The sequence below is a fragment of the Roseiflexus castenholzii DSM 13941 genome (assembly GCF_000017805.1).
Lineage (GTDB): Bacteria > Chloroflexota > Chloroflexia > Chloroflexales > Roseiflexaceae > Roseiflexus > Roseiflexus castenholzii.
In genome coordinates this window covers 4,205,004-4,224,152 of record NC_009767.1, presented here as the reverse complement: position 1 = coordinate 4,224,152, position 19,149 = coordinate 4,205,004, and the positions used below count along the sequence as shown (strand labels likewise).

The 19,149-nt window shown below is 62.0% G+C and carries 13 protein-coding genes and 1 pseudogene; 3 read left to right on the top strand and 11 right to left on the bottom strand.

Annotated features, from left to right (window positions below):
• Positions 1-51: 51 nt before the first annotated feature.
• On the top strand, positions 52-330 hold the full coding sequence (locus RCAS_RS24135) for an AAA-associated domain-containing protein (protein ID WP_083760329.1): 279 nt from the start codon (positions 52-54) through the stop codon (positions 328-330).
• Positions 331-488: 158 nt separating this feature from the next.
• Here RCAS_RS24135 and RCAS_RS16755 read toward each other — a convergent pair whose 3' ends face one another.
• The 5 genes and pseudogenes from RCAS_RS16755 to RCAS_RS16730 all read right to left on the bottom strand — a co-directional run bounded on the left by RCAS_RS16755 (position 489) and on the right by RCAS_RS16730 (position 7,930).
• A complete protein-coding gene (locus RCAS_RS16755) occupies positions 489-1,217 on the bottom strand; it encodes a DUF7452 domain-containing protein (RefSeq protein ID WP_012121724.1) in 729 nt (242 codons plus the stop codon).
• Positions 1,218-1,324: 107 nt separating this feature from the next.
• Positions 1,325-1,624 (bottom strand): hypothetical protein, encoded by a 300-nt coding sequence (locus tag RCAS_RS25705; RefSeq protein WP_198135949.1) that lies wholly within the window; start codon positions 1,622-1,624, stop codon positions 1,325-1,327.
• Positions 1,625-1,658: 34 nt separating this feature from the next.
• Complete coding sequence (locus RCAS_RS26060; RefSeq protein ID WP_232280268.1) at positions 1,659-2,390, bottom strand: choice-of-anchor Q domain-containing protein; 732 nt, start codon at positions 2,388-2,390, stop codon at positions 1,659-1,661.
• Positions 2,391-2,769: 379 nt separating this feature from the next.
• Positions 2,770-2,907, bottom strand: a pseudogene (locus tag RCAS_RS26055) (hypothetical protein); the annotation flags it as partial.
• Between the two features lie 2,272 nt (positions 2,908-5,179).
• Positions 5,180-7,930, bottom strand: a complete 2,751-nt coding sequence (locus RCAS_RS16730; RefSeq protein ID WP_012121722.1) for a glycoside hydrolase family 2 protein — start codon at positions 7,928-7,930, stop codon at positions 5,180-5,182.
• Positions 7,931-8,996: 1,066 nt separating this feature from the next.
• Between RCAS_RS16730 and RCAS_RS16725 the strand changes: the two genes are divergently transcribed.
• Complete coding sequence (locus RCAS_RS16725; RefSeq protein ID WP_012121721.1) at positions 8,997-9,923, top strand: MBL fold metallo-hydrolase; 927 nt, start codon at positions 8,997-8,999, stop codon at positions 9,921-9,923.
• A 457-nt stretch (positions 9,924-10,380) separates the two neighbouring features.
• The gene (locus RCAS_RS16720) at positions 10,381-11,043 is read left to right on the top strand and encodes a ComF family protein (protein WP_041330965.1); all 663 of its coding nucleotides are present in this window, start codon (positions 10,381-10,383) and stop codon (positions 11,041-11,043) included.
• Between the two features lie 1,062 nt (positions 11,044-12,105).
• On the opposite strand, the gene RCAS_RS16715 is transcribed toward RCAS_RS16720, so the two are convergent.
• From RCAS_RS16715 to RCAS_RS16690, 6 genes are all read right to left on the bottom strand, one after another.
• Positions 12,106-13,542, bottom strand: coding sequence for a CpaF family protein (locus RCAS_RS16715; RefSeq protein ID WP_012121719.1), 1,437 nt, complete (start codon positions 13,540-13,542; stop codon positions 12,106-12,108).
• Positions 13,543-13,557: 15 nt separating this feature from the next.
• Entirely contained in the window at positions 13,558-14,937 is a 1,380-nt protein-coding gene (locus RCAS_RS16710) for an AAA family ATPase (RefSeq protein ID WP_012121718.1), read from the bottom strand.
• Entirely contained in the window at positions 14,934-15,626 is a 693-nt protein-coding gene (locus RCAS_RS16705) for a DUF6812 domain-containing protein (RefSeq protein WP_012121717.1), read from the bottom strand. Before RCAS_RS16705 ends, RCAS_RS16710 begins: the two co-directional genes overlap by 4 nt.
• A 156-nt stretch (positions 15,627-15,782) precedes the next feature.
• Positions 15,783-16,643, bottom strand: coding sequence for a tetratricopeptide repeat protein (locus RCAS_RS16700; protein WP_012121716.1), 861 nt, complete (start codon positions 16,641-16,643; stop codon positions 15,783-15,785).
• A gap of 7 nt (positions 16,644-16,650) precedes the next feature.
• Positions 16,651-17,490, bottom strand: a complete 840-nt coding sequence (locus RCAS_RS16695) for a CPBP family intramembrane glutamic endopeptidase (protein ID WP_012121715.1) — start codon at positions 17,488-17,490, stop codon at positions 16,651-16,653.
• Positions 17,487-18,929, bottom strand: a complete 1,443-nt coding sequence (locus RCAS_RS16690) for a MiaB/RimO family radical SAM methylthiotransferase (protein ID WP_012121714.1) — start codon at positions 18,927-18,929, stop codon at positions 17,487-17,489. Before RCAS_RS16690 ends, RCAS_RS16695 begins: the two co-directional genes overlap by 4 nt.
• Positions 18,930-19,149 lie beyond the last annotated feature (220 nt).

Here is a 19,149-nt window from a genome sequence, read left to right as displayed (position 1 = left end):
GTCGCAAATCTGCAAAAGTCCAGAGATAACGTGGATTGAGAACGGCGCGCACTGGGTGTTGGATGTGGTGTTCGGCGAAGACCTCGGCTGAGTGCGCGCCGGGCGCCGCTCTTCCGCTGGCGGCTGTCGCTGCTCTGGTCCTCGCAGCGGCAGCAACTCAATCGCGGGGTGGTGCAGACCGCGCTGGAGCTGGCGTTCCCCCAGGAAGAGGCCGAACGCCAGGTCGAGATCGCCATCCAGTGGGGACGCTACGGCGAGGTGTTGGCCCACGACGACGCGGAGGAGACGTTCTACCTGGAGCCGGCGGAGACGAAGAGCGTGACGGTTTGAAGCGCGGGGTGGCGGGCACGGACCACCGAGCCTGTTCAGCAAAGACAACCAAGCCGCCTAGATGGTTGCCGACTCAGGTTCGGCGCATCCGCCACCTGGTTCGGAATGGCCATACGAGCCCGGCTTCCTCAAGGAACCCCGGGCTCGTTGAGCATTTGTTATCTCAGAACATTCGGAAGGCAGACCCGTCGCACAATGACAAGCACGTTGAATCTGGTGTTCGTCGGCATGGTCGCGTTGTCCTGGTTGAAGATCGCCCATCTGTTCGGGAAGACGGGGTCGTAGACGCCGGTGTACCACACGCCGGTGTGGTGGTTATTGTATGTGCCGCCTACGACGCCCGGGTTGTAGTTGTCCGTGGTGAACACGAACGCTGGCGGTGCGCTGTTTGAAAGGGAGTGATTCAGAGCAGTCCGGTTATCGTGTGTATTGCCAGACGTAGCCGTATGAACAAAAGCCGCTTTGCTCCACGGCGGAGCAGTGAGGTTGTTCAGCGCCATCACGTTGAATCTGGCGCCCGCCGGCATGGCAGCAACGTCCTGGTTGAAGACGACCCGCTTATTTTGAGCGCTGTCATACCATACGCCAATGGCATGGTTGTTGGAGATGCCGCCCTCGCCGCCCGGGGTCCAGTTCTGGGTCGCCAGGACGATGGCATTCAGGTTGCCGTTCAGCAACGGGCGGTCAACGGCAGCGCCATGGGCGACTATGTTGTTAGCCGCAGCCATGGGGACGAAGCGCACGCCGGGCAGGCTGCTGGCTGCGACGCTTGAGGCAAATGAATTGATGGCGGAGTTTCCCGCATACGCCGGCGGCGCGTTTTGCCCGGCCGGCAGGAGCGCAACCGGCAGCAGCGCCGGGCGAAAATGAAAGGCTGCGGTTCTCATCGTTTCGCCTCCTCACGATGCTATGGGTTGAAGATAACATAGTCTCCAGGCAGACTCGCCTGTGGCGCGAGATTCATCTCGCGGTATGTCGTGCACGCCCTCCGCCCCTACCTGATGACCAGGGGCAGGTACAACCGATACGGATTGACCATCACCGTGTTTGGCGCGCAATCGTTGCTCTCGTTGCTTTCGGTGATGACGCCGTTCGGGTCGGCGTGACAGAGACCGCTCGAGTCCGGGTTGGTCAGCGCACCGACTGCGCTCGGCGTGACGCTGAAAGCGACGGCGAACGAGCCGCTCGTCCCGCCCAGCGTCACCGGGCCGCCGCTAGCCGTACAGGTGAGCGCGTTGGCGGCGATGGCGCAGATGATGCTGCCGCTGCCGGTGACGTTGACAATGTTCTGCACGGTTGGCGCGCCGTAGCTCGCTCCCCCCGGCAGGTCATCGCGCAAGAGAGTCGCGCCGGGAGCAAAGGTCGCTCCGGCTAAGCCGCTGTTCGAGACCGTCACCGTCCAGGTGAAGGAATGGCCGAGCGCAATCGTCCCGCCGACGTTGTTGCTCTTGGCTGCCGTTAAAATTGGGGAAGATGGCTTCAACCGAGCCAATGTCGCAGGTGGCGGCGCTATCTGGATCGTCGCCATCCTGCGGGCGGGTCACGCCGTTTTGGGACTGGTTGTTGACCGGCGCGGCGGCGCAAGTGGTGTTATCGCCGGCGTCAATGGCCGGGCTGCCGGGCAGCAGCGGGAAGTAGGCCGGGGAGCCGGTCAGCGCGCCCAGGTTGGGGTCGGAGCCGATGATGTTGCCGTTCACGCCGTTCGTCAGGCCGCAGGCGGCTGAGCCTTCGATGAGGTTGTTGATGGAGTTGGTGGTGACAGTTCCGAAATTACTGCAATCCCCGCCGCCGGTGCTGTTGGCGATGATGGTGTTCTTGAGCGTCAGCGTGCCAGCGTTGAGGATGCCACCGCCGTTGCCGCCGAGGGCGCTGTTGGCAGAGAAGGTGCTGTTGGTCACCGTCAGCGTGCCGGCGTTGGCGATGCCGCCGCCGACGCCGCCGAAGTCGGCGCTGTTGGCGGAGAAGGTGCTGTTGGTCACCGTCAGCGTGCCGGCGTTGGCGATGCCGCCGCCGACGCCGCCGAAGTCGGCGCTGTTGGCGGAGAAGGTGCTGTTGGTCACCGTCAGCGTGCCGGCGTTGGAGATGCCGCCGCTGCTGGTGCTCCGTCCGTTGGCGATGGTGATGTTGCGCGTAGCGCGCGCCGGCGGCGGCTTGCGATGCGCTCCGTCCGTTGGCGATGGTGATGTTGCGCAGGGTGAGGTCGGCGCCGCTGCTCACGTCCATCACCCGCACGCTACCCCCGCCGCTGACGGTGATGTTACCGCCGCCGTCAATGGTCAACGCGCCCTGCCCGGAGACGATGGCGGGCAGGGGGGAGCTGAGCGTAATCGTCCCGCTCACGCTGAAGGTGATGGTGTCGTCGCCGCTGCTGCCTGCGCCGCAATCGGCATTGGCAGGCGCGTCGTTCGCCGCCAGGATCGCTTCGCGCAGGGTGCAGAAGGCGTCGTTGTTGGTGTTATCCCCCAGCGAATTGACCACATACCCTGCTGCATAGGCCGGCCTAACCCCTGCCGGGCCAAAGGTCAGGGCCAGCAGGGTGAAAATCAGGGCAAAGCGAGATAAGATTTGCAGGTTCATTTACACCTCCTAATGCGAGATTTCACTACCGTACAGAACATTAGTTCGATCCTCCTGGTAGAGGGGGGGAGTGGCAGGCGCCAGGAACCCGCGTGGGATGCGTTTGCCTTCGCACAGGCCATAGGCGAGAAGGCGCAAGCCGAGTTGGAACAAGCTGAGGTCACCGCGATCCAGCTTCTAGCCAGGTCTGTGTGTCCTGTATGTGATCTGCTCCTTCTATCACCTCGCGCCTCCCGCCTTCCGCCTTCCGCCTCTCGCCTCGCCCCTCGCCCCTCTTGCCCCTCGCCTCTCGCACCTCTCGCCTCGCGCCCTGAACCTCTCCCCTCTCGCCTCGTGCCCCGAACCTCTCGCCTCGCGCGCCTCTCCACAAATGCGAGATAAATCTCGCGCTACGCCCTTGTCGGGACCCTCGCGCCTCTCGCCCCTCTCACCTCGTGCCCCTCGCCTCGCGCCTCTCCACAAATACGAGATAAATCTCGCGCTACGCCCTTGTCGGGCCCCTCGTGCCCCTCGCCTCTTGCCTCGTGCCCCTCGCCTCTCGCCCCTCTCGCCTCGCGCCCCGAACCTCTCCCCTCTCGCCTCGTGCCCCGAACCTCTCGCCTCGCGCGCCTCTCCACAAATGCGAGATAAATCTCGCGCTACGCCCTTGTCGGGACCCTCGCGCCTCTCGCCCCTCTCACCTCGTGCCCCTCGCCTCGCGCCTCTCCCCTCTCGCCTCTTGCCTCGTGCCCCTCGCCTCTCGCCCCTCGCGCCTCGCGCCCCGAACCTCTCCCCTCTCGCCCCTCGCGCCTCGTGCCCCCGCCTCTCCCCTCGCGCCTCGTGCCCCGAACCTCTCGCCTCGCGCGCCTCTCCACAAATGCGAGATAAATCTCGCGCTACGCCCTTGTCGGGCCTCTCTCCCCCCTCGCCTCTTGCCTCGTGCCTCTCGCCTCGCGCACCTCTCGCCTCGCGCCCCGAACCTCTCCCCTCGCGCCTCGTGCCCCGAACCTCTCGCCTCGCGCGCCTCTCCACAAATGCGAGATAAATCTCGCGCTACGCCCTTGTCGGGACCCTCGCGCCTCTCGCCCCTCTCACCTCGTGCCCCTCGCCTCGCGCCTCTCGCCTCGTGCCCCGAACCTCTCCCCTCGCGCCTCGTGCCCCGAACCTCTCGCCTCGCGCGCCTCTCCACAAATACGAGATAAATCTCACGCTACGCCCTTGTCGGGCCCCTCGTGCCCCTCGCCTCTTGCCTCGTGCCCCTCGCCTCGCGCCTCTCCACAAATACGAGATAAATCTCGCGCTACGCCCTTGTCGGGCCCCTCGTGCCCCTCGCCTCTTGCCTCGTGCCTCTCGCCTCGCGCACCTCTCGCCTCGTGCCCCGAACCTCTCCCCTCGCGCCTCGTGCCCCGAACCTCTCGCCTCGCGCGCCTCTCCACAAATGCGAGATAAATCTCGCGCTACGCCCTTGTCGGGACCCTCGCGCCTCTCGCCCCTCTCACCTCGTGCCCCTCGCCTCGCGCCTCTCCCCTCTCGCCTCTTGCCTCGTGCCCCTCGCCTCTCGCCCCTCGCGCCTCGCGCCCCGAACCTCTCCCCTCTCGCCCCTCGCGCCTCGCGCCCCGAACCTCTCCCCTCTCGCCCCTCGCCTCGCGCCTCGCCCCTCGCGCCCCTCGCCTCGCGCCTCTCCACAAATGCGAGATAAATCTCGCGCTACGCCCTTGTCGGGCCCCTCGCGCCTCTTGCCCCTTGCCTCCCGCCTCGCGCCCCGAACCTCTCCCCTCTCGCCCCTCGCCTCGCGCCTCTCCACAAATACGAGATAAATCTCGCGCTACGCCCTTGTCGGGCCCCTCGTGCCCCTCGCCTCTTGCCTCGTGCCCCTCGCCTCTCGCCCCTCTCGCCTCGCGCCCCGAACCTCTCCCCTCTCGCCTCGTGCCCCGAACCTCTCGCCTCGCGCGCCTCGCCACAAATGCGAGATAAATCTCGCGCTACGCCCTTGTCGGGACCCTCGCGCCTCTCGCCCCTCTCACCTCGTGCCCCTCGCCTCGCGCCTCTCGCCCCTCTCGCCTCTTGCCTCGTGCCCCTCGCCTCTCGCCCCTCTCGCCTCGCGCCCCGAACCTCTCCCCTCTCGCCCCTCGCGCCTCGTGCCCCCCGCCTCTCCCCTCGCGCCTCGTGCCCCGAACCTCTCGCCTCGCGCGCCTCTCCACAAATGCGAGATAAATCTCGCGCTACGCCCTTGTCGGGCCTCTCTCCCCTCTCGCCTCGTGCCTCGCGCCTCTCCCCTCTTGCCCCTCGCCTCTCACCTCTTGCTCCCCAGATACTTCACCCAGCACAGCAGTAAATACGCAGCCGACGTATTGCGCCCGATGCCGGAAGGCTGCTCACCGGCGCCGCCGTAGATGCGCAGAGTGCTGACGATCAATCGTCCCTCGCCCCATACAACCTCGGCGGCATAGTCGTGAACGGCGGTGGTGCGCGTGTCGATACGGCGCAGAATAGGGCGCGTCAGTCCGTCGAGTGGCTGCGTATCGAGCGCGCAGTCGGTGGCGCAGCCAAAGAATTGGAGACCAGCCCATCCATCGTGCGGAAAATCACCCCACGCCGGGTGCGGCTCACAGACCCGCAGCGCCTCGCGCCAGAACGGCATAGCCGCCGTTGCAACCGGTCCCGGCGGACCGTCGCCGTCCTGGAGCAGCACGACACGCCCGCCTCCGCGAGTATACATCGATAGTGCGCGTGTCCAGGCGCTGGCGACAACGACGAACGGCGCTGCATGCAGATCGACGCGCGCTCCGGCTTCGCTCCGCAGATCGGCGTGCGTCACTTCAACCACCTGTGGCGCCAGTCGGGTGAGATCGCGCAACCGTCCCAGCGGATCGTAGATCGCCACATTGCGCATGGTTGCCCACGGGTTCGCAGGAAAGAACCAGATTGGCCAGGCATTGTCCGTCCGCTGCGTTCCGACATTAAGCGACACCCGGAACATGGCGCGCAGTGGTGCGCTCACATCGGGTGCGGTAAATTCCGCTACGCCGATTTCGCGCACGTCGCCGGGCATAACATCGTGGCTGGCGACGATATCACCAGACGCAAAGGGCGCTTCGTCATCGAAGGCGATGCTCCAGGCAGCGCGCGCCGGTCCGCCCTGCGCCCCATAGTGCGATACAATCACGTGGGGACGGACGAGCGTTCCGGCGTTATAACTCCAGACATCCCAGAATGCCGCGCGGTCGCCGCCGCGCACCCAGTCGCGTCGTCGGTCCCATCCGATAAGTGCGACCAGATCGTTGTTGAAACGCCGGAACTCGGTGGGATCGTACTTGAGGGCGCCGGTTGCATCCCACATGCCAGCGCTGGTGATCGGCGTGTCGGCTTCGCCGGTGATGACATAGCCGGAAACCTCACGATACATGCGCGTCGTCTCGATTGTCCATTTGCGGTGAAGCAAGCCATGCGCATACGAGAATGCTTCGAGTTCAGCACTGCGCTCCCACAACCCCTGTGCGCGCAGCCGCTCTTCGAGAAAGGGCGCTTCGTTCGTCCAGCGCGCGCCGGTTGGATTGATCGCCAGATCGGCGCTCAACCACCAGGGGCGTGAACCATCCGCCCGGCGGTAGCGCCGCAGATCACGGAAGGTATCGTAATCGCAGTATTCACCGAACAACCAGGGTTGTGCCGGGCGCCAGCGCGGCGAAAAGGCGTCGAGAAGACCACGAAAGAAGTGCAGGTCGGCATAGAAGTGGTAGTCGTAGTACTGAGCGAACTCGTTGAGCAGACCGCCGTAGGCTTCGCCGGAGCCGCTGTTATCGCGCACAAGCGCGTCGCCGCACATACTGCGCGTCATCGCGTACAGCGAGCCGAGAATATCGGCGCCGACGTCCTTTCCCAGTTCGCATCCCAGGCTGTAGAGGACTACCGATGGATGTCGCCGCGCCTGACGAACCAGGCGTTCGTATTCAACCGGCGTCTGACGACGGAAATGGTCGGTTACGCGAGGCAACCACATCGGCAACTCGATCCACAACAGCATGCCCAGTTCGTCCGCCAGGTCGAAGTAGTAGCGAGGCGGGAACCAGAGACAACACTTGATGCCGTTGTACCCCATGCGTTTCAGGCGCTCGAAATCGGCGCGCACCCGTTCCGGTCCCGGATTGGGGGCGAAGGTCTCCCAGCGCCAGCCCCACGACAGGATCATGCGGGGGTAGATCGGTGCGCCGTTAAGTCGCAGCGTTGCGCCATCCGCGTCGAATGAGCGCAACCCAAAGCGCAGTTCGATGCGATCATCGTAACCGGCGCGCAGCACAGCCCGGTAAAGCGCCGGATCGTCCGGCGACCAGAGGCGTGCGTCGGAGGTCGGGCCGTCCATGTGCAGCCGGTAGCGAATGCCGCTCGCGGTTTCCACACGCACAGCATCTTCTTCTGCCGAGAGGATGAAACTGCCATCTGGACGGTAGAGTTCCAGCGTGACACGTGCCGGACCATCGAGTTCCGCTTCCACGAAGATGTGACCATCAGGCGCGCCATGCACCCAGGCATCGAGAAAGCGCGTCGCACCGCAGGCGATCAGGGCGACTTCCTGCCAGATTCCGCCGTGGCTATGCCCCCAGACATACGGGAGAAATCCGGCGAGCGTTTCGCGCAGCGGGAAGCGCCCTGGCAGCGATGCCGACTCCGGTCCGTCGCTCAGACTTGCCGGTTTCTCGACCCGCACCAGCAACGTGACATGCTCACCCGGCGCTGCGGCATCGCCAATTTCGAGGTCGAACGCATCCCACATGCCGGTGTGCGTGCCGATGCTGCACATATCACCCGAATCGCGCACGATGAATGCTTCACAGTGATAACTGACGGCGCCAAAGTGCAGAAAGAGGCGCCGTCCTTCCAGTTCGTGCGGAATTACGAATGAGGTGCGATACCATGCCGGACCAGAGCGGTCTTTTACAAAACCAGCGTCTTCCCAGCATCCGGGAACCGCAATGGGGCGCCAGTCGGATTGATCGTCAAAACGAAACTCCCAGGGACCAGGGAGCGGCATGTGATAGGAAAGCATTGGAACCTCGTATCACATATCTGGATACAGCGAGATGCACATTCGTCCACAACCGGAAGGTATTGTACACGAGAACTGGCTGCTCGCGCGCCGTCGCAGATGTTTCCAATGGGCAGCGACGTCTGTTCAGGTCCAATGGCGCCAGACGGTGTGCGATATGTCGCGTGAGGCACTGTTGGCGTCAATTGGGTGCAGCGTGGCGCGTGTCCCCTCGCGCGCAGGAAGTGAACATGCAAGCGTGGGTCCATCTTATACCAATTCCTTGTGACCATCCGGCATGGTCATTCCGAGCAGCGCGAGGGGTCTGGCGCGACCCGCGCCGATTCCGCGCTGCGCTCGGACAGATTCCTCGCTGCGCTCGGAATGACAAGGAAGGCGGCATCTTCAATCGTCATTGGTCTTAATTGTGATCTGAAGAGCCTCAACATATGTGACCATCCGGCATGGTCACCCCGAGCAGCGCGAGGGGTCTGGCGCGACCCGCTCCGATTCCGCGCTGCGCTCGGTTAGATTCCGCGCTGCGTTTACCCTGAGCGAAGCGAAGGGCTCGGAATGACAAGGAAGGCGGCATCTTCAATCGTCATTGGTCTTAATTGTGATCTGAAGAGCCTCAACATATGTGACCATCCGGCATGGTCACCCCGAGCAGCGCGAGGGGTCTGGCGCGACCTGCTCAGATTCCGCGCTGCGCTCGGTTAGATTCCGCGCTGCGCTCGGTTAGATTCCGCGCTGCGCTCGGAATGATAAGGAATGCGGCATCTTCAATCGTCATTGGTCTTAATTGTGATCTGAAGAGCCTCAACATATGTGACCATCCGGCATGGTCACCCCGAGCGGAGCGAGGGGTCTGGCGCGACCTGCTCCGATTCCGCGCTGTGCTCGGTTAGATTCCGCGCTGCGCTCGGTTAGATTCCGCGCTGCGCTCGGAATGATAAGGAATGCGGCATCTTCAATCGTCATTGGTCTTAATTGTGATCTGAAGAGCCTCAACATAGACGTAACCGTTGCCATTATCATAAAAGTCTGGTATCGAACGTCTCGCTGAAACGACTGGAGATGTGATTGTATGACCGATCCTCGTTATGGCTTGCCGGAAACCATTGCGCTTATCGATGACCTGCACCTCGGTTGTTCACAGGTTGTGGGAACGTATGTAATGCTGGGAGATGATCCGGTCATCGTCGATCCGGGTCCTGCCAGTGTGTTACCCAATCTTGAAGCCGGTCTGAAGCAGATCGGGCTGTCGTTCAGCGATCTGCACGGTATTGCGCTGTCGCACATTCACCTGGATCACGCTGGCGCAACAGGATCGCTGGTGCGCTATTTTCCGCATCTGAAGGTGTATGTCCATCACCGCGGCGCTCCGCATATGATTGCGCCCGATAAGTTGTTGCGCAGCGCCACGCGCATCTATGGCGGTCAGATGGATTATCTGTGGGGTGAGTTCCTGCCGGTGCCGGTGGATAATATTGTGACGCTTGGCGGCGGTGAGACGCTGCGCATCGGCGGGCGCGCCTTGCGGGTCTTTGATGCGCCCGGTCACGCCGCACACCATCTGATCTATTTCGATGAGTCGACCGGTGCGGCATTTGTGGGGGACACAACCGGTCTGCGGATGCCCGGGCACACGTATGTCCGTCCGGCGACGCCGCCGCCGGATATCGATCTGGAGGCATGGCGTCGCACGCTGGACATGTTGTTGAGCCTCAATCCGCGCATGCTGCTGCTGACTCACTTTGGCCCGGCGCACGATCCTGAGCGGCATATTGCCGATATGTGGGATCATGTGCTGCGCTGGGCTGAAACGGTGCGTGTCAGTCTCGAGCGCGGCGAAGAGGAATCGGCTGCCGAAGCGCGCCTTGTGGCGCTGGCGGACGCGGATCTCGGAGATGTGGACGAAGCGATGCGTCGGCAATATGCGCAGGCTGGCGCCGTCGAAATGAGTTGGCACGGTCTGGCGCGCTACTGGCGCAAGAGGATGGATGCGTCGTAGTTTCCGGTGTCCTTCGGCGCCTTTTGCGTGCGCACAGCGCATGCACGGAACAGGGATTCGGACGGATTAATACCAATTACGGTTGAAGATGCCGCATGCGTGTCATTCCGAGCCCTTCGCTTCGCTCAGGGTAAACGCAGCGCGGAAACTGAGCGGGTCGCGCCAGACCCCGCGCGCTGCTCGGGGTGACCATGCCGGATGGTCACAGGGAATTGGTATAAGACGGATTTGAACGGATTGGGTGACGCACTCCATCGCAATGGCGGACAGGCGCTCTGTGCCCTGTCCGCCATTGTATTGTATCGTCGAATCGTAACAGATTCGGCGATCCAATGTGACCCTGGAACCGCTTTGCCGCCGCCAGAATGCTCGGTGAAGCGCAGACCTGCGGGTGATGGCGTGATAGGGTGCAATGGCATATTCTTCCGTCAGGGTACATCTCGGCGGCAGGAATGCCATGACACTCGCGCGGTTGATCGACGCCTTTCTGAGCCTGGTTCTGCCTGATCGCTGCGCCGGATGCGGTCGATTGGGGTCAGTCTTGTGCGATGAGTGCTGTCGCAGGCTCGTCGGGTATGACGGCGATCCGCCGCGCGTGGCCGATCAACTCACCGGCGTGCGCATCGCCTATGTGTTTGAAGGTCCCCTTCGTCACGCGCTGCACCAACTCAAATACCGCCGCCGGCGGCGCGTGGCGCGTCCGCTTGGCGCACTCCTGGCATCCTACCTGCGCGCGCATCCGCTGCCGTGTGATGCACTCCTTCCCGTGCCGCTCCATCGAGAACGTCTGGCAGAACGTGGTTTCAATCAGGCGGAATTGCTGGCGCGTGAAGTGGCAGCAGGAACTGGCTTGCCGCTGATTGCCGGACCCCTGGTTCGGCTCAGGGCGACAAAGCAGCAGGCGTTGCTAGATGTGGCGGGGCGCATTGAGAATGTGGCGGATGCGTTTATGTGGAGAGGTCCGGCGCCGCCGGCGCGCGTGGTGATCGTCGATGACGTGCTGACCACCGGTGCGACGGTCAATGCCTGTGCTGCGGCGTTGCGCGCCGGCGGCGCGCGCGAGGTGTATGCGCTGGCGCTGGCGCGCAGCCGGGGGCAGGCGCCCTTATCTCACCGCTGACAACGACTGGCTTGTGATCCACGAAGGACACGAACGCACACGAATCTGCGCGTACCACCCTTGACCTTCTATCTCGCACCTCTTGCCTCACACCTCTTCTCGCCTCACACCTCTCGCCTCGCGCCTCTCCACAAATGCGAGATACATCTCGCGCTACGCCATGGTCGGGACTCGCGCCCCTCTCCCCTCTCGCCTCGCGCCTCGCCCCTCTTGCCTCGCCCCTCTTGCCTTTCCATAAATGCGAGATAAATCTCGCGCTACGCCATTGTCGGGACTCGCGCCCCTCTCGCCTCGCGCCTCTCGCCTCGCCCCTCTTGCCTTTCCATAAATGCGAGATAAATCTCGCGCTACGCCATTGTCGGGACTCGCGCCCCTCTCGCCTCGCGCCTCTCGCCTCGCCCCTCTTGCCTTTCCATAAATGCGAGATAAATCTCGCGCTACGCCATTGTCGCGTCTCTCTCCTCGCTCTCGCCTCGCGCCTTTCCACAAATGCGAGATGAATCTCGCGCTACGCCATTGTCGCGTCTCTCTCCTCGCTCTCGCCTCGCGCCTTTCCACAAATGCGAGATGAATCTCGCGCTACGCCATTGTCGCGTCTCTCTCCTCGCTCTCGCCTCGCGCCTCGCCACAAATGCGAGATAAATCTCGCGCTACGCCATTGTCGGGTCTCTCTCCTCGCTCTCGCCTCGCGCCTCTCCACAAATGCGAGATACATCTCGCGCTATGCCATTGTCGCGTCTCTTCGCGCTACGCCATTGTCGCGTCTCTCTCCTCGCTCTCGCCTCGCGCCTCTTGCCTTTCCATAAATGCGAGATAAATCTCGCGCTACGCCATTGTCGCGTCTCTTCGCGCTACGCCATTGTCGCGTCTCTCTCCTCGCTCTCGCCTCGCGCCTCTCCACAAATGCGAGATAAATCTCGCGCTACGCCATGGTCGGGTCTCTCTCCTCTCTCTCGCCTCGCGCCTCTCCACAAATGCGAGATAAATCTCGCGCTACGCCATGGTCGGGACTCGCGCCCCTCTCCCCTCGCCCCTCTTGCCTCGCCCCTCTCGCCTTCCCCATCACCACGGCCGTTTCTGCCCTGGAACAGTTGCGCCGAAGATCGATGGCGGCAGTTTGAAGCCATGCGCCTCGAGACGCGCAGTGAAACGCGGACGGGTGCCGGTAGGTCGCAACTCGCTGATAATCTTGCCCTCCGGGGTTTTGCCGAGAATGTGCAGCAGGAAGATATCCTGCAACACCACGACATCACCTTCCATACCCTGCACCTCAGTAATGTACGAAATCTTGCGACTGCCGTCTTCCAGGCGCGTCTGCTGCACAATCAGGTCGATGGCGGATGCAATCTGTTCGCGGATCACCCGGAGCGGCATATCCATCCCCGCCATCATCGCCATTGTCTCCATACGCGCAATGGCGTCGCGCGGCGAGTTGGCGTGGAGGGTCGACAGCGATCCATCGTGACCAGTGTTCATTGCCTGGAGCATGGCCATGGTTTCGCCGCCGCGGCACTCACCTATGACGATCCGTTCCGGGCGCATACGCAGCGAGTTGATCACCAGGTCGTTGATCGTCACGCGCCCGGTGCCGTCGATCTCCGGCGGTTTCGACTCCAGGCGCACCACGTGATCCTGCCCGAGTTTCAGTTCGGCGCTGTCTTCAATCGTAACGATGCGCTCATCGGGAGGGATGAAGTTCGATAACACGTTCAGGAGCGTCGTCTTGCCGGAGCCGGTGCCGCCGGAAACGATGATATTCAAGCGACTGACGACGCACGCGCGCAGAAACTCCGCCATTTCAGGCGTCATCGAACCGAAGCGGATCAGATCTTCGACCGTCAGTTTTTTCTTGGCAAATTTGCGGATCGTAATCGATGGTCCATCGATGGCGCAGGGTGGAATGATCGCATTGACGCGCGAACCATCGGGCAGACGCGCATCGACCATCGGCCATTTGCGGTCAATGCGTCGTCCCAACGGGCGAATGATGCGGTCGATGACTTTCAGCACATGCTCATCGTTGGCAAACCGCACCTGGGTCAACGTGATCTTGCCTTTTTGCTCGACGTAGACGGCGCGCGGTCCATTGACCATCACCTCGGTGATGCTATCGTCACGGAGCAGCGGCTCGATGGGACCAAAACCGAACAACTCGTCCATGACCATATCGTAGAGGTGTTTGGTCTGATCGTCGGTCAGGTTGACGCCGCTCTGCCGGTAGGCGAGGGTGAACTTTTCTTGCAGTTGACGCTCCATTTCGGGGGAGCGTTTGAGTTCCTGCTGATTGCCGAGCGAACTGAGAATGCGATCAACGATCCAGAGCGACAATTCCAGCATGCGTTGCTGCGACATCTCGCTGCCGGAGGAAACGGTCGATGGCGCCGTCCGCGAAGCTGGCGTATGGTTGGCTGCGTCAGACGGCGCCGGAGCGCTGACCGGCACAGCAGGTTCGGACGTTGATTGCGGTTGCGACCCGCCAATTCGCTTCAGTAACGACATGGTTCTGCTCCAACGTTATGAGAGTTTCACGAAGTACGCATCGTATGCCCGGTCGAGCAATTCGCGCGACATGGATGGCGGTATGCCGCGGTATTTTGCTTCGTCGAGAATCTGGTCGCACAGGTCGCGCGGGTGACAGGATCGCAGATCGCGCCCGTCGCGTTTATAGCGTTCGAGGATCAGATAGCGCAACCCTTCATCGCTGTATGGGATGTTCTTTGCCTTGGCGACACGCTGAAAGATAGCGCGGAATTCCTCTGGAGTCGGGTTGGGCACTTCGATCTTATGCCGGATACGACGCAGAAAGGCATCGTCCACCAGGTCCTGCGGCGAAAGGTTGGTCGAAAAGACGATCAGCACGTCGAACGGAACCTGAATCTTCTTGCCAGTCTGGAGGGCAAGAAAATCAACCTTCTTTTCCAGCGGCACGATCCATCGGTTGAGCAGGTCTTGCGGGCGACATTTCTGCCGGCCAAAGTCGTCGATCAGGAACAGCCCGCCGTTGGCTTTCATCTGGTACGGCGCTTCGTACACCTTCGCAATTGGGTCGAAGATCAGTTCGAGCTGTTCGAGGATCAACTCACCGCCGACCATCACGCGCGGTCGTTTGCAAACAAGCCAGCGTCGGTCGGGCAGCGGCGAATCCACGATAGGACGCCCTTCGAAGGAGACCGCAGGTTCATGCGTGGGTGCGGCGGCAGGTTGTTCGACCACCTGATGGTTGAGCGGATCAAAGAGTTTGATAATCTGCCCATCGACCTCGACGGCATAGGGAATCAGCACGTTGCCGCCCAGCATATTGGCGATCCCTTCGGCGATGGTGGTTTTGCCATTGCCGGGAGGACCGTAGAGGAAGAGCGAGCGTGCCGAGTTGGCGGCAGGACCGATGCGGTCGAGCATGCGGTCGCTCACAACGAGGTGCGCGAACGCCTGGCGCACGGTTTTCGCGTCCACCACCATATCGCCGACCGACTGGCGATGCACCATGGCGATGTACTGGTCGAGGGGGACTGGCGCCGGTCCCGCGTACTGCGACCGATCCAGCACTTCGTGGACTTTCAATCGCCCTTTGGTGGCAATGACGTACTGGAATGCCCGTTCGTTGAAGCCGCCCTGTGCGCCGACAATATCGACATACTCTTCGAGTTTGAGAAACTCGAGCACTTTGTCGAGCACACCAAAGAATGGCAGTTTCGTCACTTCGGCGATCTGCTGCCCGGTGATATTGCCGTGAAAGTAGACGACTTTCAACACCAGGTCGTTCAGGAACCCCATACTGAGACCGGTTTCTTCGACCGAAGCCGGTTCGGGCGGGATGGCGACACCGCCGGCGGCGCTGGCCGGAGACGCTGCTGCGCGTTGCCGATCTGCGAATTGTTGTGAGAAGAAACTCATGCCGACCCCTCCGCTGAACGCACCGGCAGCCACGGAACATCGCTGGCGCGGGTGACCGAATCGATCGGCGCAACCATATCGATCGCCTGACGACCAATGAGCAGGAAACTGGCGTGATAGAGGAGTTTATTGTCGCTGACACGGAAGACGCGGGCATCGGTCATCGGCAGGTAGCGCGCCTGTTCGTCGTTCAACTCATCTTTCAGCCGCCGATCAGAGCGAATGTACAGGTAGCCGAGTACAGCGAGATCACTGCCGCGCACCGCGCACAATACGGCGTCCTTTGGGGTGCGTAGGGTGAAATACTTGCCACGCTCATTCACATGCACGCCCATGTCCTCACCGTCGCGGATCAGCGGTGTGGGTTCGGCAGCCTGCGTGTTCCAGGGAACATCGCGAATCGTCGCCAGCGCGTCGAACTCGCCGATCAAGAGAATCTCGCGGTATGCAGCGAGCAGGAATGATGTCTGAAGCAGAAAACTCTCATCATCCGCCCGATAGACGCGCGCGTCGGTGATGGGGAGGAAAGCGGATGGATCGCCGTTCAACTCGTCGGTCAGACGATTGCCCGGTCGGACATAGACCGAGCCGATGATGACTTTATCTGGTGTGCGCACGAAAGCGGTTACAGCATCTTTGGTAATTCGCGGTGTAAAGAATTTGCCTTTTTCGTCGATCCGTACTTCCATAATGCTTGCTCTCCATCGGCAGCGGGCGCGAGGTGTGCCGTGTGCTGGCAACACACAGAAAACCGGACGCCATGAAGCACGTCCGGTTTCAGTATAGAGGACAACAGGGTTGGATGGCAATAGTACGGCAGCGCTACATGCCCATAGGCATACCGGCTATTCTTCGATCAAATCCTCATCATCACCAATGTCCGGTTCGATTTCCTCCAGCCCAAGTTCTTCGTCTTCGCCGCCAAAGGCTTCTTCGTCCACGTCCTCGCGCACCTCAGCCCCTTCCTCCTCTTCGAGCAATTCTTCGCCGAATTCGTCGAACTGCGCACCGCTGATGAACGCGCCACGGAGCGCACTCTCGCTCAGCTTGCCGGGGAAGGAGACACGCCCACGTTGCGATGGCGCCTGGTAGGTTTCACGAATAATAATGCGCACCTGGCGCCCGTCGATGTGCGCGACTGCGGCGATATATCGATTCCCGCCGGCCATCAGTTCGTTCAGGCGCTGCGCCAGTTTCGGTTCGATGCGCCCGATCAGCGCGCCGGATGTGTCGTAGACCGCCACGCCGCGTCCTTCGGGACGCAACTCCACCTTCTCACCGGTGACAATCGCTGCCAGCGCCGGCCCGCGCTGAACGTCGATCAGCGATGTCAGCGCCGTTTTTCCGACTTCGGTGACAAACAGGCGCAGGTCGACGAGCTGACGCCCGGCTTTCAGCGAAACGGTAGAAAGGGATGCTGATTTTGCCAGCAGTTCCTCAATGCGTTCGAGGTTCCGGCGCGCAATGCGGTTGTTCGGCGTGAGGCGCAGCGCATTGCGATAGGCGTCGCGCGCTTCCGTGAGACGCCCCAACTCGAAGTACGCTTTCCCCAAACGATTGTAGGTTTCGGTCGTTTCCGCCAGTCCGATCAATTTTTCATTGACCTGCACCGCCTCTTCCCAGCGGCTGTTCACTGCCAGTTCGACCGCCTGATTCTGTAAGCGGCGTTGCAGCCGAAATCTTTCATCCTGCCTTGTCAATGTCATCTCCTTGTTACATTTGCGGGCACATGCCCGGATTATTGACGCATGTCAGCAGTGCAGCGAATGCGATGCCATTGTTGATAGCGTGCGCCACAATCGCCGGGATCAGGCTGCCGCTGCGGTCAAACCCCCAGGCAAACACCAGACCGATCAGGAATGATGGCACGAGCAGCCCGATGAGACCTTCGGTGGCAGCCAGCGAATGCGACAGGGCGAAGACCAGTGCGCTGACGCCGTAAGCAACGGCGATACCGGCGCGCGAGTCGCCCGCGAGCCGTCGCAGCGAGCCGAAGAGGTAGCCGCGGAACAGCACCTCTTCGCCGATGGGCGCCAGCACGACTGCGCCGATGAAGAAGAGCGCCTGCCCTGCGTAATCCCCCGGAAAGAGCGGATAGAGCGCCGCCTGATTCTGGCGAATGCCGGCGCTGACGAACAGAACGCCGACGATGCCGTTCAAGAGGAGCGCCAGCAACCCCAATCCGACGCCAAGGAAGACTAATCGAAACGGTTGTGGGGCGCTGAATCCCAGCACCGAGAGCGGCTCGCGGCGTAACACGCGCACGCGCACCACAGCGACGCCGATGAAGACCAGGTTTTGCAGCAGCAGCAGAGCGACCATACCATCGGCGCCGATCAGTCGAGTAATATCCTGACCGTTCAGTTGCCCGATGGCGCCGAGTTCGAGGCCGGACTGTGCAGCGCGCAGGACCAGAATTGCGCCAACGACTGCTCCACTGAGCGCAAGCGCTGCGCCAAGCGCAATCAGCAGATCGGCGATCAGTGCGCCAATCGCCGCGAGCGGCGTCACCCGCATCGGCAAACGCGACGCCGGCACATCAAGCGTATTCATCGGGTGATTGCTCCCTGCATCACAGGCGTGGCGTCGAGCGGTTCAGGGGCGCCGTTCAACATCGGCGATTCCCCGGCAGACTGCGCCAGAACCCCCTGCAATGACCACGGACCGGTATGGATGATGCGCACGTTCACCAACTGACCGGTTCGGTCGCGCGGGTCGCTGAAGAAGACCAGTTTGTTGCCTGGCGTGCGCCCGCGCCATTTGCCCTTATGCTCGCCTTCGACCAGCACTTCGACCGTCTGATTCAGGAAGCGCGCATTGCGTTCAGTTGCAATCTGTTCCTGGATTCGCTCGAGTTCGATGCGCCGCAGTTGCTTTTCACCTTCGGGCACTGCCAGCGCCGGGTCGAGTTCCATTTCGGCGGCGCGTGTGCCGGGGCGCGGCGAGAATGCCGCGATATGCACCTTATCGAACCGGATTTCGTCGAGCAATCGCTTTGTGCCCTCGAACCGTTCGCGCGTTTCGCCCGGATGCCCGACAATGACATCGGTCGTCAGCGACACATGCGGGATGGCATCGCGGATCTTCGCTATCAGTTCGCGGTAGCGCTGTACGGTGTAGCCGCGCCGCATGATTTTGAGCAGCGCATCGTCGCCTGCCTGCACCGGCAGGTTAATATCCGGCATGCAGCGCGGCAGTTCCGCCACCGCCGCAATCAGGCGGTCGGTCATCCATGCGGGATGGGACGTCAGAAAGCGCAACCGGAGCAAGCCGGGGATTTCGTGCACGGCGCGCAGCAAATCTGCCAGGTCGGGGCGGCCGGGAAGATCATGCCCCCACGAGTCGACGATCTGCCCGAGCAACGTGATCTCTTTTGCGCCGCGCGCCACAATCCGGCGGCACTCTTCGACAATCTCCGCGAGCGGACGGCTGCGTTCGCGCCCGCGGCGCAGCGGGATGACGCAGAACGAGCAAGACATATTGCAGCCGTACTGAATCGGCACGTGTACCGAGACCGGCGGATGATCCCAGCGCGCCACCGGCAGCGCCGGCTCATCGAGTTGATAGATCGGGTTGGGCGCGAGCGCCAGCACCTCATCGACTGCCGAAGGCGACACAAAATGGTCCACCATCGGCAAGCGGCTCTGAAAGATCGACTGATTGCCAGGACCAACCATGCACCCCCAGAGCACAATCTTTGTATCGGGGTGGTTGCGCTTGATGCGTTGCACCTCGCTCAGTTTGCCCAGAATGCGCTCTTCGGCAGACGCGCGCACACTGCACGAGTTGAGCACAATAAAACTCGCGTCTTCCGGGCGTTCGGCAGGCGCATACCCGACCCCTTGCAACGCCGCTTCCAGGCGCTCAGAGTCAGACACGTTCATCTGGCAGCCGACCGTCCAGACATAATAGCGGCGCTCACGCGGCGTTGCGTCGCGCGATTGGTCGGCGCGCGCTTCCGCCGGTAGATGCAGTGTGATCACGTCGGTCATTGAAAACCCTTTGATCCCGGCGCTTTTACACTCAATACGCTTCGATGGCGTTCTTGCCACAGACCGACATTATAGCGAAATTTCGGATCAGGGGCAAGCATCATCAGTCTGTTTAGATGCTCCGATTTGCGTGACGTATCGGAACACGGATTGCCATTGAGTCGAGACGGAATCCCACGGATCAGGTGCGTGTACGCGGATCCGCGCAAATCCGTCGCAT

What these genes read in the sequence shown, in the direction of transcription:
- RCAS_RS16755 (WP_012121724.1), bottom strand. Translation starts at nt 1,217, where the DNA reads ATGAGAACCGCAGCCTTTCATTTTCGCCCGGCGCTGCTGCCGGTTGCG.
- RCAS_RS16730 (WP_012121722.1), bottom strand. Translation starts at nt 7,930, where the DNA reads ATGCTTTCCTATCACATGCCGCTCCCTGGTCCCTGGGAGTTTCGTTTT.
- RCAS_RS16725 (WP_012121721.1), top strand. Translation starts at nt 8,997, where the DNA reads ATGACCGATCCTCGTTATGGCTTGCCGGAAACCATTGCGCTTATCGAT.
- RCAS_RS16720 (WP_041330965.1), top strand. Translation starts at nt 10,381, where the DNA reads ATGACACTCGCGCGGTTGATCGACGCCTTTCTGAGCCTGGTTCTGCCT.
- RCAS_RS16715 (WP_012121719.1), bottom strand. Translation starts at nt 13,542, where the DNA reads ATGTCGTTACTGAAGCGAATTGGCGGGTCGCAACCGCAATCAACGTCC.
- RCAS_RS16710 (WP_012121718.1), bottom strand. Translation starts at nt 14,937, where the DNA reads ATGAGTTTCTTCTCACAACAATTCGCAGATCGGCAACGCGCAGCAGCG.
- RCAS_RS16705 (WP_012121717.1), bottom strand. Translation starts at nt 15,626, where the DNA reads ATGGAAGTACGGATCGACGAAAAAGGCAAATTCTTTACACCGCGAATT.
- RCAS_RS16700 (WP_012121716.1), bottom strand. Translation starts at nt 16,643, where the DNA reads ATGACATTGACAAGGCAGGATGAAAGATTTCGGCTGCAACGCCGCTTA.
- RCAS_RS16695 (WP_012121715.1), bottom strand. Translation starts at nt 17,490, where the DNA reads ATGAATACGCTTGATGTGCCGGCGTCGCGTTTGCCGATGCGGGTGACG.
- RCAS_RS16690 (WP_012121714.1), bottom strand. Translation starts at nt 18,929, where the DNA reads ATGACCGACGTGATCACACTGCATCTACCGGCGGAAGCGCGCGCCGAC.